Here is a 20,747-nt window from a genome sequence, read left to right as displayed (position 1 = left end):
ATAGAGGCAGTGCCGTCGCATGGGGAATCGAGGATTTTCGCAGGAACGCTGGTTTCTGATTGGAGCCGCCGTCTTGGCTGTCGGCACCTGCTTCGTCTTCCGCTGGGCTCATCCGATCGATGTCGCTATTACCGAGGTCAAATGGAACCTCCTTATCGGTCACGACAAACAGGTCGCCGACCACATCGCGGGGGTCGCCGAGCGCATCAAGTATCGCCCGACCGCCTGCGTGCACTACGGCTGGATTTTTGCCAAGAAAGGCCGAACGGACGCAGCAGAGACGCTCTTCCGCGCCGCCGCGGACGCCAATCCCTTCGATCCCGTGGGCGCAGAAGCCCTTGCCGGCCTGTATTTTAGCCAGCAGCGACTCGACGACGTCCGGCGGGTCTTCGTCCGCACCTCGGCGCTGGGCACCGCCCTCACCGCCGAGGGTCTCCGCATGCACGCGAGCATGCAGATCGTCGATGGCCAATACGCCGAGGCGAGCAAGACTCTCCTGGAGCTGACCTCGAAGGAAACCCCTTCCGCTGAAATGCTTGCAAAACTGGGCGACCTCGCCGCCTGGCAGAAAAATTTCAACGAGGCGATCGTCTACTATCGACAGGCTCGCGAGCTCACCCCCGACGATCTCGAGTTGCGAATCCGCCTCACCCACGCCCTCGCCTGGGCAGCCCTCGGTGACGCCCGCGCGGCGCTGGAGCACCCGAAACTCGCCGCCGCTCGATGAAGTTCGCCCCACTCTTTTTCGGCATCTTCCTGCTCGCCGCCGTTTCGGGATTTGCGCAGCCCTCCCCCGCCCTCGCCGCGCCAGACGCCGATCCGTCGAACGTTCCCATCGGCGAGGACGAGGCTCGCATCGAACTCACCCGCCTGCTCCGCTACGACAAGCGCTTTGCCGAGGCCATCGCGGAATATCGGGAGCTCATCGAGAAAATGCCCCAGCGGACGGATCTCCGCCTGGAACTGGCGGAACTCTATGGCGCCGTCGGCGAGACCGACAAGGCGTTCAAGACCATCGACGGCCTCGACGAAACGAAGCTCGACCGCCGCGGCCTCCTGATCGTCGCAAACCTGGAAGCCCAGAAGAAAAATTTCGAGAAGGCGATCCGCATTCTCCGCAGCCTGCTCGCCAAACAACCCAACGATGCCGGCCTGCAGCTCCAGCTCGCGAAAACCCTGAGCTGGGCCAAGAATTACGAGGAATCCCTCAAGCTCTACGCCAGCCTCGTCGAGGCCTCGCCGGACGACATTCAGCTCCGCCGTCAATACGCGCGGGTGCTCGGCTGGGCGGCCCGCTACGACGAGGCCATCACGCAGTGGAAGCTGACGCTGCCGTCGAAGGCTCCGACGCCATGACCTGCGGCCCGAGCATCCGGCTCCTCCCGCTTCTCGCCTTCCTCCTCGCGTTCGCCACGCTCTCCCCGGCTGCGAACGACCCGGAATCCGACGAACCCATTTCGGACGAGGAGGCCACCCTCACCCTCACGCGCAACATGGCCGCCGTGCCCGCCCACCGCGCGGAGGCTCTCGCCCTCTACACCCAGCTTCGCGTGAAGTCGCCGGACTCGATCACGCTTCTTGAAGAACATCGCAACACGGCATCCGAGCTCGGCCAGCTCGACATCGTCGCCCGCGATTTCGCCCTGCTCCAGGAAAGGCGCCCCCTCAGTCCCGAGGAAATCGTCTGGTATGCCGGCACCCTCCAGAAGCTCGGTCGCCACGAGGACGCCATGGACTTCCTCGAGACTCGACTGGGAGGCGCTACCCACCAGCCGGAGCTTGTCGCCATCTACCTCGAGGCCGCCAGCGCCGGTCAGGCGCAGGCGCGCGCCGGGAAGACTCTGGCCCGGCTCGCCATTCGCCAACCGATGCGAACGGATCTCGTGGTCGCCTCTGCCGAGCTCGCCCTCGAATGTAAATCCCCCGCCGATGCGGAGGCCGCTCTCCGTTCCGCCCTCCGGAGCGATCCCCACAATCCCCAGCTCCTCAAACGACTGGCAGAAGTCCTCTTCGCCCAGGATCAGCCCCGAAAGGCGCTCGGCTTTTACCGCCGCGCGGTGATGGCGAATCCGCGGGACGTCGCCCTTCGCCGGCAGGCCGCCCGCGTCGCGGAAATCTGCCACGAAACCGGCACCGTGAATGCACTGCTCCAGCCCGTGATCGATTGCGCATCGATTCCCCAGAACGTCCGCACCGCGACCGCCCTGGAAGCCAGCGCCATGGCGTCCCTGCGCGAGGGACGTTACGCGGTGGCCGTGCGCGACTACACCGAGCTGCAAACCCTCGAACCGGACAATATCTCCGCCGCCTACGGCCGGGCCGCGGCCCTCCGCGGGGCGGGCGAGCTGGACGCCGCGCGCGCAGCCTACCGCGACCTGGCGGAGTCCGATTCCCACGCCGTGTTTGCGAAAAACGCGGAACGCCAGATCACCGACGAGCTGCGCAACCGGGTCCGCACGAGCTACCTCTTCATCAACGAGGATTCCCCCGGCCGCATGGCCGACATCTCGCGGAATATCTTCACCACGGAGGGCGATTTCCGCTTCAACGATCATCTCCGGATGACGCTTGGCTCGCGCACCTGGATCGAGCAGCCCGAAGGCGTCGCCTCGCCCTACTACGCGACCGGCGCAACGGCGACAGTCGACTACCGGATCGCCGCTTCCTGGCGGGTGAACCTGAACTACACCTTCAAGAATTACTTCACGCCCACCGTTCGCGACACCCACACCGGCGGAGCGCTCCTGGCCTTCAATCCCTCGAAGGCTCTCGGCATCTCCGCCAGCTACCAGCACGAGGACGCCCTCACGAATCGCTATAACTTCACGCAGGGCACGCAGACCGACACCGGCCGGCTGTCCTTCGAGAGCCAGCCGCTCTCCTTCCTCGAGCTCTCCGGCGGCGCCCAGCTCCGCGGCTACTCGGACGGAAATCTCCAGTTCGGCGCCGACGGAGGCGCGGGCTTCGTCCTCCTCCAGGCGCCCGGCAAGCTCGTCGCGGAACTGCGCGGGCAGTATCTCACCACGCAGCACGAGAGCGTGTCCGAGTTCACCGACAGCGAAGAAACGAACGTGATCCATCCCTACTGGACGCCCCAAAACTACTTTCGCGGCTCCCTCGGCATGAACTGGGAGCAATCGTTGCGGCCAGCCGGCGCCGCCGATCAGAACGAACTCAGTTACCGCGCCGGCGTGAAGGGCAGTCTCGACACGGACGGCAATCCCGCCATCGCCTTCGACGCCGCCCTGCGCTGCGAAATCGTCCGCAACCTCCTCGTCGACCTCGGCGGCTGGATCGAGCGTTCCCAGCAATGGAACGGCGCCACCGCCTCCGTCTCCGTCGCCTATGCCTTCTAAATCGTCGACCCTGCCCGCGCGGACGATCATCTTCGTGACGATCGCCGCGCTCGTCCTGGCCGTGCTTTACATCATCGGGCACGCGATTCTCATCTCGATCAGCGAGCTGAACATTCCCGAGACCATCGCCATGGCGCTGCTCATCGCCTGCGAGATTTTCATGTTCCTTCACGCGGTGGCGTATTTCTCGAATGTCGCCCACGTCAATGCCCACGCGATCGATCCCGATCGCATCGTGGCGACTCCCGCCCCGCTGATCACCTTTCCCCCCGTGGCTTTCGCCATCTGCTCCTATCGCGAACCGCTGTCCGTGCTCGAAGCGAACATGATCTGCTTCCGGAACCTCACCTACCCCAACCGGCGGCTTTTCCTCCTCGACGACACCCCTTACGACGACGTCGCGACAAATCCCGCGCTCGCCCGCTATCGGTCCGATGTCGATGCCCTCGCCCGCCAGATCGGAATCAACGTCTTTCGGCACAAGTGGCGCGGCGCCAAGGCCGGAATGATCAACGATTTCCTGAGCTTCCTCGCCGGCCGGGACGAGCCCGGGTTCGAAGTCGCGCCAAATCAAAACGTCAACGAACTCCGCGACGCCAAGTATCTCGCCATCTTCGATGCGGACATGAATCCGCTGGCGGATTTTGCCGATCCGCTGGTGGCCCAGCTCGAAGCGGACGACCGGCTTGCGTTCGTCCAGACCCCGCAGTTCTACTCGAACATCACGACGAACCGCGTCGCCAACGGCGCTGCCGCCCAACAGGCCGTGTTTTACGAATACATCTGCGAGGGCAAGGGCATGCTGGATACCATGCCGTGCTGCGGCACGAACGTAATGTTCCGCGTAGCCGCCCTCGAAGACGTCGGGGGCATGGACGAATCCTCCGTGACGGAAGATTTCGCAACATCCGTCAAACTGCACCTCCGCGGCTGGCGGTCCACCTACGTCAACCGGGTATGCGCGTTCGGCATGGGGCCGCAGGATCTCGGCTCGTTCTTCAAGCAGCAATTCCGGTGGGCCTCCGGCACCGTGGGCTTGCTGCGCATGGTGATCAAAGAGTTCCTGAAGAACCCCTTCGCGTTCTCGCCGCGTCGCTGGCTGGAGTATTTTGCCTCCGTCTCGTTCTACTGCGTCGGCTGGGTCTGGCTCATCATCTGGTCGTTTCCCGCGCTCTACGTCTTCTTCGGGTTCCCGCGCAGTCTCGCCCGGCCGGAGATCTTCTTCGCGCTGTTCATCCCCTACCTCGCCTTCACGTTCTGGGCCTTCATTGGGTCACTGCGCTACCGGGGCTACAGCACGGCCGACGTCTTCAGCGGAATGACCATGAACGTCATCAGCTTCCCGATCTACATGATGGCCTCCGCCTGCGGGCTGCTCGGCATTCGCGGCAAGTTCCGCGTGACGTCCAAGGAAGGCGCGACCTCGCTCCCCCTTTATCGACTGTGGCCGCAGCTCACCGTGTTCTGCATTCTGATCGTGACGGTGGCCTGGGGCCTCAACCACGTCATTTACGGCACGCTTTCACCCGCGGCCGTCTTCGGCAACATCATCTGGTGCGCCTACAATGCCGCGATGATCGGGACGATCCTCTACTTCAATCGTCCGACCGAAAAAGTCGGCCTGTTTCGCCGCGAGCGCCGGATCAGGACGACCCGAACGGCCACGCCCTAGCTTCCCGGCGGTCGCGTGAACTCCTCGGCCAGCAGGACGAGCGAATTGTAATGCGTCGCCAGTTTGTGGTCCGAGAGCCGGATCGACCGCAGGTAGACTTCGCTCTCCGGCGTGCGCAGCAGGCGCCGCAGCGAGAACTCGTTGATCTCCGGGCGGATGGCGTGGCGAAACCGGCGTAGAAATTCGCCGAGAGCCTCGTCTTCGTGCAGCTCGCCGAACCCCTGCATCAGCTCCTCGAGCGTCGCGATGTTCTCGCGAATGCGCTGCTCGGTGCGGTCGAGGCTCATGCGCTTGAACAACGTCAGCGCCACCCGATCGACGTTCGAGAGCCGGGCCAGCAGAGGCGCAAGGTGGCCGAGATAGAGAATCATCGCCCGCTTCACGAAGATCGCGTCTTCGAGCACCCACCGGAAAAGTTCGGTGAGCTTCTCATAGGGTTTTCCCGAAGAATGACCCGCGACCGATATCCCGGACGAAAAATCGAACATCACGCCGTAGTCGCCATTGGCGCGGTGGCTGAGCTTGGCCCCGCAAATGAATTTCTCCCCCCGCGGCACGACCCAGCGCAGGTCGCAGTGGTTCAGAATCTCGCTGTCGACGTGAAACGGCAGGCAGAGGTCGACGTGTTCGCCCACGTCGAGGCTGCGTTCGGGAGGCAATTGCACCTCCAACTGCATGCCGCCCGCCGAAACATTCAGCGGCCGGTATTGGAAGCTCGTCTTCATGTCTCCGAGCCACCCCACGAGCGGAAACCCCAGCGAAAAGCTCCAGCGCACCTGCTCGCGCCGTTCACGAGTGGCCGGCGTCTCGACCGAGTGCGCCAGCAGGGTCATCACGGGATCGTGGCCGCCACCGGCGCCCGGGGAGGCCACCTCGGCCAGGATCGTCTCGAGTCTCTCCCGAATGTCGCGGCTCTCGTCCTCTGGCGAGGAAGAAAATCCGCTCGATGGTGCTGGTTCTTCCGCGTTGGCGTCGGTCACTATTCTTTTCCCCTTGGGCGGGGACGCATAACGGAACCCTTGTCCGGATGCAACGTCCATTACTGCCACCGCCCGCCGCAAGCCGGTATTTCACTTGACGGCGGTTTGCGAAAAGTCCACCCCAGTGGCCCCAACTTCATCGCTTAATGACGAATACGGGTTCGGGACGGGAAAACGGGAAACATTTGATCGGAAAGCTTTGGGCGCTCGCCTGTCTGGGATTGCTCACCGTGGTGCCTCCGGCGGCAGCCCTGGCGCCCCTCGAGCCAGAGACGGGATGCTATTTCGGCGTCAGCGCCCAGACCCCGGACCTTCTCACCGTAAACTGGAAATCGGCCCTCGGACTCGCGCCCGCCACCTACGGAATCTTTTGCAAATTTCCCCTCAACGGTGGCGACGAGACGGATCTCGATGACCTTGTCGCCCGGAACAGCCTGATCGGCGCCGTCACCCTCATCACTCTGGAGCCCGATGGCGGCCTCAACACCGTCACCCAGGCGGCCTGCGACGAATTCGCCGCCCGCTGCGCCCTTTACGAGGGCCAAGGCGCCAAGCTAATGGTCCGCTTCGGCCACGAGATGAATGGCTCCTGGTATGTCTGGGGCCAGAAGCCGACCGCCTACATCGCGGCCTTCAGGATGGTGGCCGATGCCGTTCACGCGGTCACGAAGCACACCGCCATGGTCTGGTCGCCGACCAACGGCCTTGGCTACCCCTTCGGCTCGACCACGCTCACCTTCCCCGAACTCGACACGAACAACGACGGGCAGTTCACCTCCGCGGACGACCCGTATTCGCCCTACTACCCCGGCGACGCCTACGTCGACTGGGTCGGCATGTCGGTCTATCACTGGGGCTACAACTCTGGCGGCCAGATCGAGAACCGCGTGCCGGACGATCAGGAATTCTCGAACCTCGTCGCCGGCTACAGCCAGGTCCCGGATTTCTACGAGGTCTACAGCGGCAGCGCTTCCACGCACAAGAAGCCGATGGTCGTTCCGGAGACCTCGGCACTTTTCAGCCTGGATCCCTCGATCGGCGGCTCGGGCACGAATTTCGCCATCAAGCAGGCCTGGTGGAAGCAGCTCTTCAACACCAGCGGCGACATCCAGGAGGCTCTCGACATCTCGTTCAAGTTCCCGATGCTGAAGATGATCGTGTGGTTCAATTACAACAAAATTGAAGACACGACGCAGAAGATCGTCGACTGGCGCCTCACGGACGACGCGGCGATCTCCTCCGGATTCACCTCCTATATCCAGGCCCAGCGCGCGGCGAAGACGTGGATCGCCGGCATCACGGAGTTCACGGCCGTGAATCCCTTCATCAGCCTCGCGTCGGTGCCCGCCTCCATTCCCGCGACGGGCACCTTCAGCGTTCCGCTGACCGTGAGCTCACCCACCGACGCGGACCTCATCGTGAACATCGTCCAGGTCGCCACCGACGGCACCGTCACATTCGTGGGCGGCACCCCGCGCGCGACACCCACCTTCGTCGCCGCCGGCACCCAGAACAAAAAGATCACCGTCTCGGCCAGCGCCCTCAGCGCCTTCACGGTCGGCGGCACCTATTACTGGCAGGCTTTCCTGCTGCCGCCGGGTGAAGAGTGGCCGAATATCGATACCGGCACGCCGCGCGTGAAGGTCGGTGCCGTGGTCGCCGCGGTGGACCCCAAGGACGCCGAATACGCCGCCAAGCTGAAAAAGATCAACGCCGCCATCAAGAAGGCCAAGAAGATCAAGGACCCCGTGGCAAAGGCCAAAAAGCTCAAGAAATTGAAAGCGCAACTCAAGGCGCTGAAGAAGAAATACGGCAAGTAGCCGCCTCCGGGAGCACGCGTTTCGCTCCGGTCGCCACTCCGCAGATCGTCTCGATGAAGGGATTTCATCGAGACCGCGTCATGCCGCGGATGGGTGGCTTGTCATCGTCCCGCCAGCGGGTTACAAGACGAGTCCATTTCCCAACCCATGCCGAAAGACAGCGTCATCAACCCACTTCGCGAAGGACTCCTCAGCCGTTCGGTTCCCGAGCCCTGCTCGCTCGTCATTTTCGGCGCCACCGGCGATCTCACCCACCGCAAGCTGGTTCCCGCTCTCTACAACCTCGCCGCCGATGGCAATCTCCCGCCGTCCATCTCGGTTGTCGGATTCGCCCGCCGCGACAAAACCGACGAAGTCTTCCGCACCGAGCTCGAGACGGCCGCTCGCAAATTTTCGCGCCAGAAGATCAACGACGAGCTGTGGGCGAACTTCGCCAGCGGGCTCTTCTATCACCGCAGCGCCTTCGACGACCTTGCCGGCTACGAATCCCTCGCCCGGCGCCTCGACGAACTCGACGCCCAGCGTGGCACCCGGGGCAACCGCCTCTTTTATCTCTCCGCCGGCCCGGACCAGTTCCCGATCATCCTCGAGAACCTGCGCAAGAGCGGCCTCAACAAGGCGGCCGAAGGAAGCTGGGCCCGCGTGATCGTGGAAAAGCCCTTTGGCACCGACCTCGAGACCGCCGTCTTCCTCAACGACATGGTCGACGGCTCCTTCCACGAGCGCGACACCTATCGCATCGACCATTACCTCGGGAAGGAAACCGCGCAGAACATCATGGTGATGCGTTTTGCGAACGCCATCTTCGAGCAACTCTGGAACGCCCGCTACGTTCACCACGTCCAGATCACGGCGAGCGAGCCGCTCGGCGTCGGCGGCCGGGCCGGTTACTATGACAAATCTGGCGCCATGCGCGACATGGTGCAGAACCACCTGCTCCAGCTCCTCACCCTCACGGCGATGGAACCGCCCACGGATCTCAGCGCGGACGCCATTCGCGATGAAAAGGTGAAGGTTCTCCGTTCGCTGCGCCGCATTTCCGGCAGCGAGGTCGCCAGATACACCGTGCGCGCGCAATACACCGCCGGCGCCGTGAACGGCGAGGACGTCGTCGGCTACCTCCAGGAGGAAAACATGCCCGCCGACTCGCAGACGGAGACCTACGTCGCCCTCGAGGCGAACGTCGACAACTGGCGCTGGGCCGGGGTTCCCTTCTTCATCCGCGTCGGCAAGCGCCTCCCGAAAGGCGCGACCGAAATCGCCCTCCATTTCAAGAGCGTGCCGCCAGTTCTCTTCCGCCAGACCGGCCAGACGATCGACGACAACGTCCTCGTCATCCGCATTCAGCCCGACGAAGGCGTTTCGCTCCGCATGTCGTCGAAGCTCCCCGGCTCCAGCCTGCGCATCGAGCCCGTGAAGATGGACTTCCACTACGGAACGTCCTTCGGCAAGGCCACGCCCGAGGCCTACGAGCGCCTGCTGCTCGATGCCATGGCCGGCGACGCCACGCTCTTCGCCCGTCGTGACGAAGTCGAGGAGGCCTGGAAATTCGTCGACGCGATCAAGGCCGCCTGGGACAGCGGCGAAGGCGGTCCGCTGGCGACCTACGCCGCCGGCACCTGGGGCCCCGATGAGGCCGACGGACTCGTGCAACGCTCCGGCGCGACCTGGAGACGGCTGTAAAACTCTGCCATGAGCACAGAATCCTCCTCCGCCACGCTCGATCCCGCCTTTTCTCCCGGCCTGCCCGTCGAGATCGGCCGCATCGAGAAGGAACTCGGCCGCCTCTGGGAAAACATCGGCGACAAGACGCGCGCGTCGCTCATCAACCTCGCCATCTACACCGAGGCCGCGGAGTCGGTCGAACCGATCACCGAGATGATCGGCCAGATCGCCAGCCAGCACGCCTGCCGCGCGATTCTCGTCTATGCGAACCGCGCCGCCGCCAGCCGCTCGGCCCAGGCCTGGATCAACGCCCATTGCCATGCCGCCGACAAGCGCGAGATTTGCTCCGAGCAGATCACCTTCCAGCTCGACGGCAACTCGCCCTCCGCGCTCTCGAACGTCGTCTTTTCGCACCTCGATAGTGACCTGCCCCTCTGCTTCTGGTGGCAGGCGAACTTCCACGAGCCCCTCGACTCCCGCCTCTGGAGCTGGATCGACCGCCTCATCTTCGACAGCAACTCCTGGGACGATCCCGCCGCGCAATTCGCGCTCGTCCGGAGAATCGCCGCCCTCGGCGAGCAACGCACCATTCTGTGCGACCTGAACTGGACGCGTCTGCTGAGCCTGCGTTCCGGCCTTGCCCACTTCTTCGACAACGCCTGCGCGCTGCCGTATCTCCAGAAGATCGACCGCGTGGAAATCATCCATGCCGCCCACGCTCGTGTCTCTGCCCTGCTCCTGCTCGGCTGGCTCGCGCACCAGCTCGGCTGGAAGCTCGAGACCGTGCTGGGCCGCCATTCCTTCCGCACGCCGGACCATCGCGAGATTCCCTTCGAACTCACCGAAAAAGCCGGCGCCTGCATTTCCACCTGCCGCCTCACCGCCGGCGACGCCGAGTTCCAGCTCGAGCGCGCGGCCGGCGAGGAATTCTTCCACGCCTCGATGAAAGGCGGCAGCTTCGAGCCCTCGAGCCAGCTCCTTCCGGCGGGACGCGACCGCATTGCCGAGACCCTGCTGATGGAACTCAGCCGCGGCGGCAAGCACCCGCTCTACCTGAAGTCCCTCGAGGTCATCACCCCGCTGATCGCGAATTCCTAAAGGGATCGCGCCACCCGGCGGCGCAGCGTGACGACCATCACGAGCCCGCCGGCGACGATCAGCGCGGTGAAGGCGGGCTCCGGCACGGCCACGAACCCGGTGTAGGTCGTCTGCCAGGCCACCGCGTATTCCGCGGTCGAGCCAAAGCCGCTGGCATTGCTCGCGTAGGTCACTTTCAGCACGTAATCACCGGCGGCGAGATCGGTCACCCAAAGCGCCTCGATATTTCCCGAGGAAAGACTCTGCTGCACGAGGGTGAGCGCACCGCCCGTCCCGATCTCGTAGAGAGACAGATTCAAATCCGCGAGCGACAGCGACAGGGCGTTGAAGTTCACCTCCGAGTAGATCGCATTCCACGTGAGCGCGACGCTCAGGTCTCCCGTCGCCGCGAGGTCGAAGGTATAGCTGACGGTGGCGTTGAGCGCGATCGAGTTGAAATCCCAGCCGGTAGTTGCGACCACTGCGTTCGCCGTCTGCTCGCCCGCCGTGAGGATGTGAGAACTGTTCTGCACGTTCAATTCACCGGCCCCGAACGTTGCGTCCAGCGGTGACGTATCGCTTCGGCTCCAGGTGGTGAACTCACTCTTGGTCGCCCCTGCGAGCAGGATCGCCTTGACCACCTCAGACTTCGTGCCGTTTGCCGAAGTCGTCGAAGAGCCGCGCGCCGTCTGGACGAGCAACGCCGCCGCGGAGCTGACGACCGGGGTCGCGTAGCTCGTCGCACTCTCCGGCACGACGAGTTGCGGATAGGTGACGGCAGAATTCACCTCCGAACTCGAGCCGGACGCATGATTGCCACTCGTCACACCCACGCTGATGACATTGTAGGCACTCGCAAGGAGGTTCTGAGCGACCGACCCATTATTCACCGCGACGACGGCCACGTAGTCGTCTCGCTGAATCTGGTAATCGAGACGATTCAAAATGAGTTGATCGTTCGCCGCTGATCCGGTCGTGCCCACCCAGCTAAAATTTGCCACGTCGCGTCCCTCCGTGAGCGGTGCCAGCGGCGAGAATCCGGTCGTTGTGAAATTCAGACTCCCGCTTCCAACCCAATGGTCAGCGAGATACGCGGTCACGGCGGTGATTCCAGAGCCCATGCTCGCGTCTCCGAACAGGTGGAAGCCGACTTCATTCGCATGACTGGAGATTGCCGCAGGATAGGAGGAACCACTCGCGTTTGTAATCGTCACTCCCGTGAACAGGGACTGGTCCGCCAGGTAGGCGTAGGTATTCGGCGTAACCGAAGTGTCCGTTCCGAGGCTCGCCTCGACCTGCGACACGGTGACTCCCGTTCCGTCGGGCACCGTCTTGCCCGCTGCCTGCAGCTCGGCCACGAGATCGCGATAGCCGATCTCGTCGAGATAATCGGCGTGCAGAGGCGCGACGAAGCCCAGGGCGAGGACTCCCGCCACGAAAGCCGACCGGAGGGAAATCGGGCAAAAGCCTTCCACGGCCTTGAAGATGGGCGCGGTTCGCGGTTTCATCAAGTTTCCCAAGCGCTTTCCGGGCAGGAGTTTCCTCCCATTCGCCGGGGAACACTCATCCGCGATCAATTTCTCGACCATGCATTCCTTCCGTTACGTTGAAGACGCCCTCACCTGCGAGGGCGTCCCGCTCACCTCCATCGCCGACGCCGTCGGCACGCCCGCCTACGTCTATTCCGCCGAGACGATTCGCACGAACTTCCAGCGCCTCGATCGCGCGCTCGCCGAACTCGATCACCAGATCTGCTTCGCGGTGAAGGCCAACTCGAACATCGCCATCCTGAATCTCCTCGTGGCCGAGGGCGCCGGCTTCGACATCGTCTCCGGCGGCGAGCTGTTCCGCGTGCAGCGTGCCGGCGGCGACGCGGCGCATTGCACATTCGCCGGCGTCGGAAAGACCCGGCCCGAGATCGAGCAGGCACTGCGCGAGGGCGTCCATTGCTTCAACGTCGAAAGCGAGGCCGAGCTGGCCTTTATCGACGAGGTCGCCGCGGGCCTGGGCGTGATCGCGCCGATCGCCATCCGCGTGAATCCCGACGTCGACGCCGGCACGCACAAATACATCTCCACCGGCAAGAGTAAGAATAAGTTCGGCATTGGCCTCGACCGCGCCGAGGCCGTCTACGCCGAGGCCGCGACTCGCAAGCACCTGCGCATCCGCGGCGTGCAGACGCACATCGGTTCGCAGATCCTCGACCCGGCGCCGTTCGCCGAGGCTGTCGGCAAGCTCATCCCGCTCGTCGAGACCCTCAAGGCGCGCTACGCGATCGAGTTCTTCAGCATCGGCGGCGGCATCGGCATCGTCTACGATCCCGCGCTCGAAAGCGGCGACCCGGCCTGGTGGACCGCGAAGGATCATCCCCGTCGCATCACGCCGGAGGCCTACGCCGAGGCCGTCGTCCCGCTTCTGCGCCCGCTGGGCCTGAAGATCCTGCTGGAGCCGGGCCGCTTTCTCGTGGGCAATGCCGGCGCGCTGCTCTCGAGCGTCCTCTACGTGAAGAAGACGCCGACGAAGATTTTCACCATCGTCGACGCCGCGATGAACGACCTCATCCGCCCGGCGCTTTACGAGGGTCACCATGAAATTCATCCGCTCCGGAAAGCCGCTGGCGAACCCGTCGTGATGGACGTCGTCGGCCCGGTCTGCGAGAGCGGTGACTTCTTCGCGCAGGACCGCGCCATTGCGCCGCTCGCGAGCGGTGATCGCATCGCCCTGCTGAGCGCCGGCGCGTATGGCTTCGTGATGTCCTCGACCTACAACAGCCGCCCGCTGCTTCCCGAGGTTCTCGTCGATGGCACGAAGTGGAACGTGATCCGCGAACGCCAGAACTACGACGACCTCATCCGCGGCGAGACGATTCCCGAATAGGGCTCACCGTGCGCGCGGCCTCAATGGGAGAGCCCGGAGAGGCCGTGAAGCTCGCGGAGGCAGGCAATGCCGTGGTAAACGCCGATCGATAGCAGCGCGAGCAGCCCGGCAATGACGAGCAGCGTCTTCACGAATCGCGCGCCGTCCATCCCGGGTCCGGACGGCGGACGGTCCGCACACGTGCAGGCGTCGCGAGATTCCTGCGTCAGATATTTTCCACACTTCGGGCAGCGCTTGAGCGGCATGCCTCCTCCATAGGCGGCGGAATTTCGGCCCAAAAGCGAAAACCATTTCGGTTCGAGTGCGGACTTGAGCCACCCCTCACGGATTTGTAGCGTCTCGCGCCGTGAGCGATATTTCCCACCGTATCCGCGAAGCCGCCGCGCACGGCCTCCTTCTCGAAGCCTCCGCCGACAACCTTTCCGCCTTTCTCGCGCAGGATCCCCCACCCGTGGCCGTCGCTGCCATCGAGGAGCTCGTCGCCGCCGGGAACTGGAGCGAACTCGACAACCGCTTCTTCCGCACTCTCGCCTTCGGCACCGGCGGTCTGCGCGGGAAATCCATCGGCGCCGTCGTCACCCGGGCCGAACAGGGCGCCGGCGGCCCGAACGATCGCCCAGAGCACCCCTGCGTCGGCACGAACGCGATGAACTTCTACAATCTCAGCCGCGCCACGCAGGGTCTCGTCGCCTACGTGCTCGCCTGGCAGGCCGAGACCGGACGCTCGACGCCCCCGGGCATTTGCATCGCGCACGACACCCGCCATTTTTCGCGCGAGTTCGCGGAATTCGTGGCGAAAGTCATCAGCGACCTTGGCGTGGACGCCCGGCTGTTCGAGGGAGCTCGTTCGACGCCCGAACTCTCGTTCGCCGTGCGCGTAACCGGCGCGGCGGCGGGCATCAACCTCACCGCGAGCCACAACCCGCCGGAATACAATGGCTACAAGGTCTACTTTGCCGACGGCGGCCAGATCGTCGAGCCGCACGCGAGCGGGATCATCGCCCGGGTGAACGCCGTCGCCGGCGAGCGCTACGAACCCGCCGCCGAGCCCGGCACCCTGCGTGCGCTCGGCGCGGAGGTCGATGCCGCCTACATCACCCAGCTCGAGACGCTGCTCCTCGACCCGCAGATCGTCCGCGACGCGAAACTGCGAATCGTCTTCACGCCGCTGCACGGCGTGGGCGGCGTGTCCACGGTTCCCGTCCTGCGCAAGATCGGCTGCGAAGTCTCCACCGTCGCTTCGCAGGACGTTCCCGACGGCCGTTTCCCGACCGTCAAATCACCGAATCCCGAGAACTCCGAGGCCCTTACCCTCGCGATGGAGCAGGCCGACGCCGAAGGCGCTGACCTCGTGCTCGCGACGGACCCCGATGCCGACCGCCTCGGCGTCGCCGCGCGCGGTCCCGACGGCCGGCTGCACCTGCTCACGGGCAATCAGCTTGGCTCGCTCATGGCCTGGTATCGCGCGATGAAGTTCTTCGAGTCCGGCCGACTCACTCCGGCCACCGCCGCGAGCGGCGTGATCGTGAAGACGTTCGTGACGACGGACCTCCAGAAGGCCGTGGCGAAGAAGTTCGGCCTGCGCTGCGTCGAGACGCTCACCGGCTTCAAATACATCGGCGAGAAGCTCGCGAAATACGAGAAGACCGGCGACACGACCTTCGTCTTCGGCGGCGAGGAAAGTTACGGCTACAGCGGCGCGGATTTCGTTCGCGACAAGGATGCCAACGCCGCCGCCGTGATGCTCACCGAGGTCGCCGCCTACGCCCGCACGACGGGAGTCACGCTGCCCGAGCTGCTCGACACCCTCTTCGCGGAATTTGGCGTGCACCTCGAGCGCAGCGAATCGCTCGTGATGGACGGCGCCGATGGCGCGGCGAAGATTCAAAAACTCGCGACCTCCTACCGCGAAAATCCGCCCACGGAAATTGCCGGAGCGGCGGTCACGGAAGTCCGCGATTTTTCGCTCGGCGGATTGATCGACAGCGAAGGAGACGCCCTGCCGAAGGAAGCCATGACGATTTTCGAGATCGCGAATGGCGTGCGGGTGGCGGTGCGTCCTTCCGGCACCGAGCCGAAGATCAAGTTCTACCTTTTCGCGGCCGAGGCGCCGACGGCCGATGTCGCGGGATCGAAAACGATCGCTGCCGACAAGCTCACCGCCGCGTGGGCGGCCCTGAAGGCCGATGTCGACGCCCGCCTCGCAAATTAAATCCGCGCACTCCCCGACCGGGAAGCGAACCTCCTTCGGTATGAAGACACTCATCCCCACCCTCTGCGCGTTTGCCGTGGCCCTCGCCGCGTGCGATGGCCCCAAGCCCGTCGCCGACGCAACTCCGACGCCCACTCCCGCTCCGACGCCAACGGAAGAAACGGCCGGTCAGCGGGCCGCTCGCGAGGCAAAGGAAGCCGCCGCCGCTGCTCTGGAAGCGACCAAAGACGCGGCCGCCAGCGCCGCGGCCGCCACGCGCGAAGCCGCGCAAAAGGCACAGCCAACGCTCCAAAAAGCCGGCGACGCGATCAAGGACGCCGCCAGTGACATGAAGGAGCGCATTCACGAGGCCACGGCGCCATCCACGCCGTCGCCCACACCTCTCGAAACTCCGACGCCCACGCCGACAATGACGCCGACCCCACCGCCCGTGGTGGGGTCCTGAGGGCCGCCAGCGTTACGCCGGCAGCGTGTCGTCGAGCCAGCCGAGGAGTTCGGTGATCGTCTCCTCGGTCTCGTCGCCCATGTTCGAAATGCGGAAAGACTTGCCCTTGATCTTGCCGTAGCCGCCGTCGATCACGCAGTGGTATTTCTCGCGCAGCCGCTTGATCCACTCGGCGGTGTCGACCTCGCGGTTGTTCTTCACGCAGGTCAGCGAGAGGGAGCGGTAGCCTTCCGGCGCGAAGAATTCGAACCCGCGCGCCTTCACCCACTCGTGGACGATGCCGTTGAGTTTCCGATGGCGGGCGTGGCGGGCCTCGACGCCCTCGGTGAAGATGTCTTCGAGCTTCGAGCGCAGCGCGTAGATGTGCGAAATCACCGGCGTGCTCGGGGTCATGTCATCCTGCTGGTTCTTCCGAAATTCGATGAAGTCGAAGTAGTAGCCGCGATCCTTCATCGTGGCCGCGCGCTCGAAAGCCTTCTCCGAGACGCTGAACAGCGCGAGGCCGGGCGGGAGCGCGAGGGCTTTCTGGCTGCCGGTGAGCAGCACATCGATGCCGAGTTCGTCCATCGGAATGGGCTCCGTCGAGAACGACGAAACGGTATCCACGATGAACATCACCTCGGGATATTTGCGAACGACCGCCGCGATCTCCGGAAGCGGATTGCGCAGGCCGGTCGAGGTCTCGTTGTGAATGAGCGTGATCGCGTCGAACTCGCCGGTCGCGAGCGCAGCGTCCACCGCCTCGGGCGTGATCGGCTGTCCCCACTCGACCTGCAACGCCTCGGCGGCCTTGCCGCAACGCTTGCTGACGTCGAACCATTTGTCCGAGAAGGCGCCGTTCATGCAGTTGAGCACCTTCTTCGCGACGAGGTTGCGAAGCGCGCCTTCCATCACGCCCCAGGCAGAGGACGTCGAGAGAAAGACCGGCTGCGTGGTGCCGAAGAGCGTCTGCAGCTGCGGCTGGATTCCGCCGTAGAGTTTTTTGAAGTCGCCGCTGCGGTGCCCGATCATCGGGGTGCAGAACGCGCGAAAGGTTTTCTCCGAGACCTCGATGGGGCCGGGAATGAAGAGCTTGACGTGATCGGTGATAGCCATGGGATGGAAGATCAATCTTCCCAAATAAAGTTCTCCAGCCGCAAGCGCTTTACTTTCTCCTTCGCCTCGGCGGCCTGCGGCCCGGGAACGGCGGCCATCTTCTCGTAGATGGCGACCGCTTCCTTCGTGCGGCCTTGCTTGAGGAGGAGCTGGGCCGCCGCGAAACCGGCCTTGTAATACCAGAAATACTCGGCCTGCCGGTCACGCGGAGCGGTGAGCACCTCGTAGTAGGCCGAGATCGCGCCATCGCCGTCGCCGATCTGCTCGCTGGCGTTGGCGGCATGGGTGAGCGCCTCGTTCCGTTCCGCGGGCAGGGCATCGGGCGAAGCGGCGACGGCGCGCCATTCCTTGATCGCCTCCGCGGCGCGAGCGGGCTGCGTCCGGCTCCACTCGAGAAGCGCGTCCCCCTTCTTCAACCGCGCCGCGAACTGCAGACGCGGATCCTTCGTTGCCGCGATGAGACTATCGAGCAGCTTCACGCTCTCTTCGAACCGCCCGCGCGCGCTTTGCAGCATCGCCTGTTCCCACCGGGCCTGGGTCGCGAGGTCACTGGATTTGTCCGAAGCGACCGCCTCGAGCAACGTGTAGATTGCCGCGTCGATTTCCTCCGGCGACATGCTGCCGGCCGCGGCTCGGGCTGCGAGAAAAAGCGCACTCTGGCGCCTCGCGGAGTCATTCGTGTGCTTCGAGGCCTCCTCGAATTGCACCCGGGCGCCGCGATAATCGCCGGCCCGCATGAGCACCTCGCCCAGCTTCATCCGCACGTCGGCCTCCCGGGAAGCCCCGGGGTGACGCGTGAGAAAATCCTGAGCGGCCTGCACCACCGCATCCACGCACCTCGCGGAGCCGTCGTCGGCCAGATACACCGCGAAATAATCCTTCTGGTCGCCCACGCCGGCGGCCTTGGAATTGTTGATCCGCCGAAACTCCGCCTGCGCGCCGGATCGATCGCCTTGCTCCCAACGCCACTCCGCCGACGCCAGTCGCGCCCGCTCGCCGATCATGCCGCCCTGGCTCGCCAGCCAGGCAAGCTGCTCCCCCGCGTCCGGCCGCTCGGCCCGCGCATTCTGGAAGGCCTGCGCGAGCTCGATTCGCCGCGCCATGCCCAGGCTTTCCTTGCGAAGTGCGTTCAGAATTTCCGCCGCCAGCGGATCGTTGCCGGCGTCGATTGCCGCCAGGGCGGCGTTGGCCAGGGCACTTTCCGCGATTGCCGGTTCGCGATTGGCGGCGTCGACAAAGGTCTTTGTGGCCGCGGCAAAGTCCCTGTTTTGGAATTCCGTGGCCCCGCGCAGGAAGCGCAGCCGGGCATCGTCCGCGCGATCCGTGGGCGCCTCCGCGGCCGCCAGCACCGCGGCGGCATCATTGATCTGTCCGCCGGCAACGAGCAGGCGGGCCAGACGCACCGTCGCGACTACGCGCAGGGGATGGCCGGGATTCTGCCGAATGAACTCGCGGTAATTCCGGATCGCCCGGTCAAGACGACCCTGCCGCTCGTCACCGCGGGCGAGGTAGAATGTTGCGGTGGTGGAAAGAATCGGATTGTCGTTGTCGTTCTCCCACTGCTTGAGCGTCGAACTCGAAGGATCCCGCTCGCGGCTCCGCACCTCGTCGAGTTTCGCGAGCAGGTCGCCGATCAGCGGATTGCCTGGATTTTCACGCACGAAGGTCTCGATGCGATCCTCCGCCTTGTCCTCGTGACTCCGCCGCAGCAGCGCGTCCGCTTCGCCGATCGTCAACCCCGCCGCCAGCCGGGGATCGCGCGGCTTGAATCCCTCGTAGAGGCGGTCAGCGTCGTCGACTTCACCGCTCTCGAGCGCGATGCGGGCCAGCAGATATCGTTGCCGATCCTTCGCCGCGCGGTCGGGAAATTCCGCCCCCTCGAGCAACCGCTTCGCTTCGTCGAATCGCGTCTCGTCGATGAGGATGGCCGCACTCGCCAGCCGGGCTTCGACGCTCCACGCACTCTCCGCCGGCACCTTCGCGTAGACCGCGAGCGCGTCCTCCGTGCGGCCGAGCGCCTCCAGCATGCGGGCGTTGCCCAGATCCGCCTCCACTCGTAGCGAGGCATCCGCCCCGGCCGCGCGGCGATAGTCCGCAAGCGCAGCGCGGTAATCACCATGCTGAGCCAGCGCCTGCGCGCGCCAGAAAATGACCGCCGGATCGGTTCGAAACACCGTGCGCCGCGCCCACTGCACCGCCTCGTCCTCGCGGCCTGCCGCGATGAGACAACGCATCAGCTCCACGACGACCTGCGGCGATGCGGGACCGGCCGCGTTACCGGCGGCATTCTTGAGATCGTAGATTGCCGCCTCGGGCACGCCGTCCGCCCGGGCCGCCCGGCCCCGGGCAATGGCGTCCTCGACCTCCCCGGCCTTCGCGGAAGGCAGCGCCAGAAGCAGGATCAAACAACGCCAGTTCATCGGTTCAACACGGTGCTGAGGTATCGCCCGGTGTGACTCTGCCCGCAAGCCGCGACCGTCTCCGGCGTCCCCTCGACAAGGATCTGCCCGCCGCCATCGCCACCCTCCGGGCCAAGATCGATCACCCAGTCCGCGGTCTTGATGACCTCGAGATTGTGCTCGATCACGATGAGCGTATTGCGCGCATCGCGCAGCTTCATCAGCACCTCGAGCAGCTTGTGGATATCGGCGAAATGCAGGCCCGTGGTGGGTTCGTCGAGGATGTAGATCGTGCGTCCGGTCGCCCGCCTCGCCAGCTCGCTCGCGAGCTTCAGGCGCTGGGCCTCGCCGCCGGAGAGCGTGGTCGCCGACTGGCCGAGCCGCAGATAGCCGAGGCCGACCTGCAGCATCGTGTCGAGCTTGTCGGAGAGCGACGGAATGTTCCGGAAGAACCGCGCCGCCTCGTCGACCGTCATGTCGAGAACGTCGGCAATGTTCTTGCCCTTGTAGGTCAGCTCGAGCGTCTCGCGATTGTAACGGCGACCGCGGCAGACCTCGCACTCGACGTAAACGTCCGCGAGGAAATGCATCTCGATCTTGATGAAGCCGTCGCCCTGGCAGTGCTCGCAACGGCCGCCCTTCATGTTGAACGAGAACCGGCTGGAGTTGTAGCCGCGCACACGGGCTGCCGGGAGTTGCGCGAAGAGTTCGCGAATCGGCCCCAGCGCACCGGAATACGTGGCGGGATTCGATCGCGGCGTGCGCCCGACCGGGCTCTGGTCGATCACGACGACCTTGTCGAATTGCTCGGTGCCGACGATCTCGTCGTGCGCCCCGGGCTTTTCCTTCGCGCCGTTCAGGTCACGAGCCAGCGCGGCGCGCAGGATGTCGTTCACCAGCGTCGATTTTCCGCTGCCGGAGACGCCGGTCACGCACGTGAAGCAACCCGCCGGGAAGGCGGCGGTCACCCCCTTGAGATTGTTCTCGCGAGCGCCGCGCACGGTCAGCCAGCCGTCGCCGATCTCGCCGGCGAGCTCGCGCTTCTTCCGCGGCGCCACGCGCACCTTCGGCACGCGAATCCCCAGGCGACCGCTCAAATACTGGGCGGTGAGCGATTCCTCGCTTCGCAAGATTTCGTCCAGCGTGCCC

Annotated in this window: 15 protein-coding genes; 10 read left to right on the top strand and 5 right to left on the bottom strand. The window is 64.8% G+C overall.

The genetic code is table 11. The features are described from left to right. The first annotated feature begins 73 nt into the window (after nt 1-73). Genes VIM61_04585 through VIM61_04570 form a run of 4 tightly spaced genes read left to right on the top strand, consistent with a single transcriptional unit; the run spans nt 74 to nt 5,028 of the window. On the top strand, nt 74-727 hold the full coding sequence (locus tag VIM61_04585) for a tetratricopeptide repeat protein (GenBank protein ID HEY8899666.1): 654 nt from the start codon (nt 74-76) through the stop codon (nt 725-727). Continuing rightward, complete coding sequence (locus tag VIM61_04580; protein HEY8899665.1) at nt 724-1,356, top strand: tetratricopeptide repeat protein; 633 nt, start codon at nt 724-726, stop codon at nt 1,354-1,356. Before VIM61_04585 ends, VIM61_04580 begins: the two co-directional genes overlap by 4 nt. Continuing rightward, complete coding sequence (locus VIM61_04575; GenBank protein ID HEY8899664.1) at nt 1,317-3,356, top strand: tetratricopeptide repeat protein; 2,040 nt, start codon at nt 1,317-1,319, stop codon at nt 3,354-3,356. The genes VIM61_04580 and VIM61_04575 overlap by 40 nt, the downstream gene beginning before the upstream one ends. Continuing rightward, nucleotides 3,346-5,028 carry a glycosyltransferase family 2 protein gene (locus VIM61_04570; protein HEY8899663.1) on the top strand — a complete coding sequence of 561 codons (1,683 nt, stop codon included), beginning with the start codon at nt 3,346-3,348 and terminating at the stop codon, nt 5,026-5,028. Before VIM61_04575 ends, VIM61_04570 begins: the two co-directional genes overlap by 11 nt. Here VIM61_04570 and VIM61_04565 read toward each other — a convergent pair. Continuing rightward, the gene (locus VIM61_04565; GenBank protein HEY8899662.1) at nt 5,025-6,008 is read right to left on the bottom strand and encodes a PilZ domain-containing protein; all 984 of its coding nucleotides are present in this window, start codon (nt 6,006-6,008) and stop codon (nt 5,025-5,027) included. The two genes, VIM61_04570 and VIM61_04565, sit on opposite strands and share 4 nt — an antisense overlap. Before the next feature lie 185 nt (nt 6,009-6,193). Between VIM61_04565 and VIM61_04560 the strand changes: the two genes are divergently transcribed. The 3 genes from VIM61_04560 (at nt 6,194) to VIM61_04550 (ending at nt 10,591) form a co-directional block, all read left to right on the top strand. Then, a complete protein-coding gene (locus VIM61_04560) occupies nt 6,194-7,828 on the top strand; it encodes a glycosyl hydrolase (protein HEY8899661.1) in 1,635 nt (544 codons plus the stop codon). A gap of 147 nt (nt 7,829-7,975) precedes the next feature. Continuing rightward, nucleotides 7,976-9,511 carry a glucose-6-phosphate dehydrogenase gene (gene zwf, locus VIM61_04555; GenBank protein ID HEY8899660.1) on the top strand — a complete coding sequence of 512 codons (1,536 nt, stop codon included), beginning with the start codon at nt 7,976-7,978 and terminating at the stop codon, nt 9,509-9,511. Nucleotides 9,512-9,520: 9 nt separating this feature from the next. After that, the gene (locus VIM61_04550) at nt 9,521-10,591 is read left to right on the top strand and encodes a glucose-6-phosphate dehydrogenase assembly protein OpcA (GenBank protein ID HEY8899659.1); all 1,071 of its coding nucleotides are present in this window, start codon (nt 9,521-9,523) and stop codon (nt 10,589-10,591) included. On the opposite strand, the gene VIM61_04545 is transcribed toward VIM61_04550, so the two are convergent. After that, nucleotides 10,588-12,078, bottom strand: a complete 1,491-nt coding sequence (locus VIM61_04545; GenBank protein ID HEY8899658.1) for a hypothetical protein — start codon at nt 12,076-12,078, stop codon at nt 10,588-10,590. The genes VIM61_04550 and VIM61_04545 overlap by 4 nt on opposite strands. A gap of 79 nt (nt 12,079-12,157) precedes the next feature. On the opposite strand from VIM61_04545, the gene lysA reads away from it, so the two are divergent. The 3 genes from lysA to VIM61_04530 all read left to right on the top strand — a co-directional run bounded on the left by lysA (nt 12,158) and on the right by VIM61_04530 (nt 16,104). Further along, a complete protein-coding gene (lysA, locus tag VIM61_04540; protein HEY8899657.1) occupies nt 12,158-13,447 on the top strand; it encodes a diaminopimelate decarboxylase in 1,290 nt (429 codons plus the stop codon). A 346-nt stretch (nt 13,448-13,793) separates the two neighbouring features. After that, nucleotides 13,794-15,659, top strand: a complete 1,866-nt coding sequence (locus VIM61_04535) for a phospho-sugar mutase (GenBank protein ID HEY8899656.1) — start codon at nt 13,794-13,796, stop codon at nt 15,657-15,659. A gap of 40 nt (nt 15,660-15,699) precedes the next feature. Then, the gene (locus VIM61_04530) at nt 15,700-16,104 is read left to right on the top strand and encodes a hypothetical protein (protein ID HEY8899655.1); all 405 of its coding nucleotides are present in this window, start codon (nt 15,700-15,702) and stop codon (nt 16,102-16,104) included. A 12-nt stretch (nt 16,105-16,116) separates the two neighbouring features. On the opposite strand, the gene VIM61_04525 is transcribed toward VIM61_04530, so the two are convergent. The 3 genes from VIM61_04525 to VIM61_04515 all read right to left on the bottom strand — a co-directional run. After that, a complete protein-coding gene (locus VIM61_04525; protein ID HEY8899654.1) occupies nt 16,117-17,199 on the bottom strand; it encodes an alanine--glyoxylate aminotransferase family protein in 1,083 nt (360 codons plus the stop codon). 11 nt (nt 17,200-17,210) lie between these two features. After that, nucleotides 17,211-19,619 (bottom strand): tetratricopeptide repeat protein, encoded by a 2,409-nt coding sequence (locus VIM61_04520; protein HEY8899653.1) that lies wholly within the window; start codon nt 19,617-19,619, stop codon nt 17,211-17,213. Next, nucleotides 19,616-20,747: excinuclease ABC subunit UvrA (locus VIM61_04515; protein ID HEY8899652.1), on the bottom strand; the 1,132-nt coding region annotated here is incomplete at its 5' end. The genes VIM61_04520 and VIM61_04515, both read right to left, overlap by 4 nt.

The sequence above is a fragment of the Chthoniobacterales bacterium genome, from assembly GCA_036569045.1.
In the GTDB taxonomy this organism is placed as follows: domain Bacteria; phylum Verrucomicrobiota; class Verrucomicrobiia; order Chthoniobacterales; family JAATET01; genus JAATET01.
Note: the sequence above shows the minus strand (reverse complement) of the source record. Positions and strands in the feature narration are given on the sequence as shown.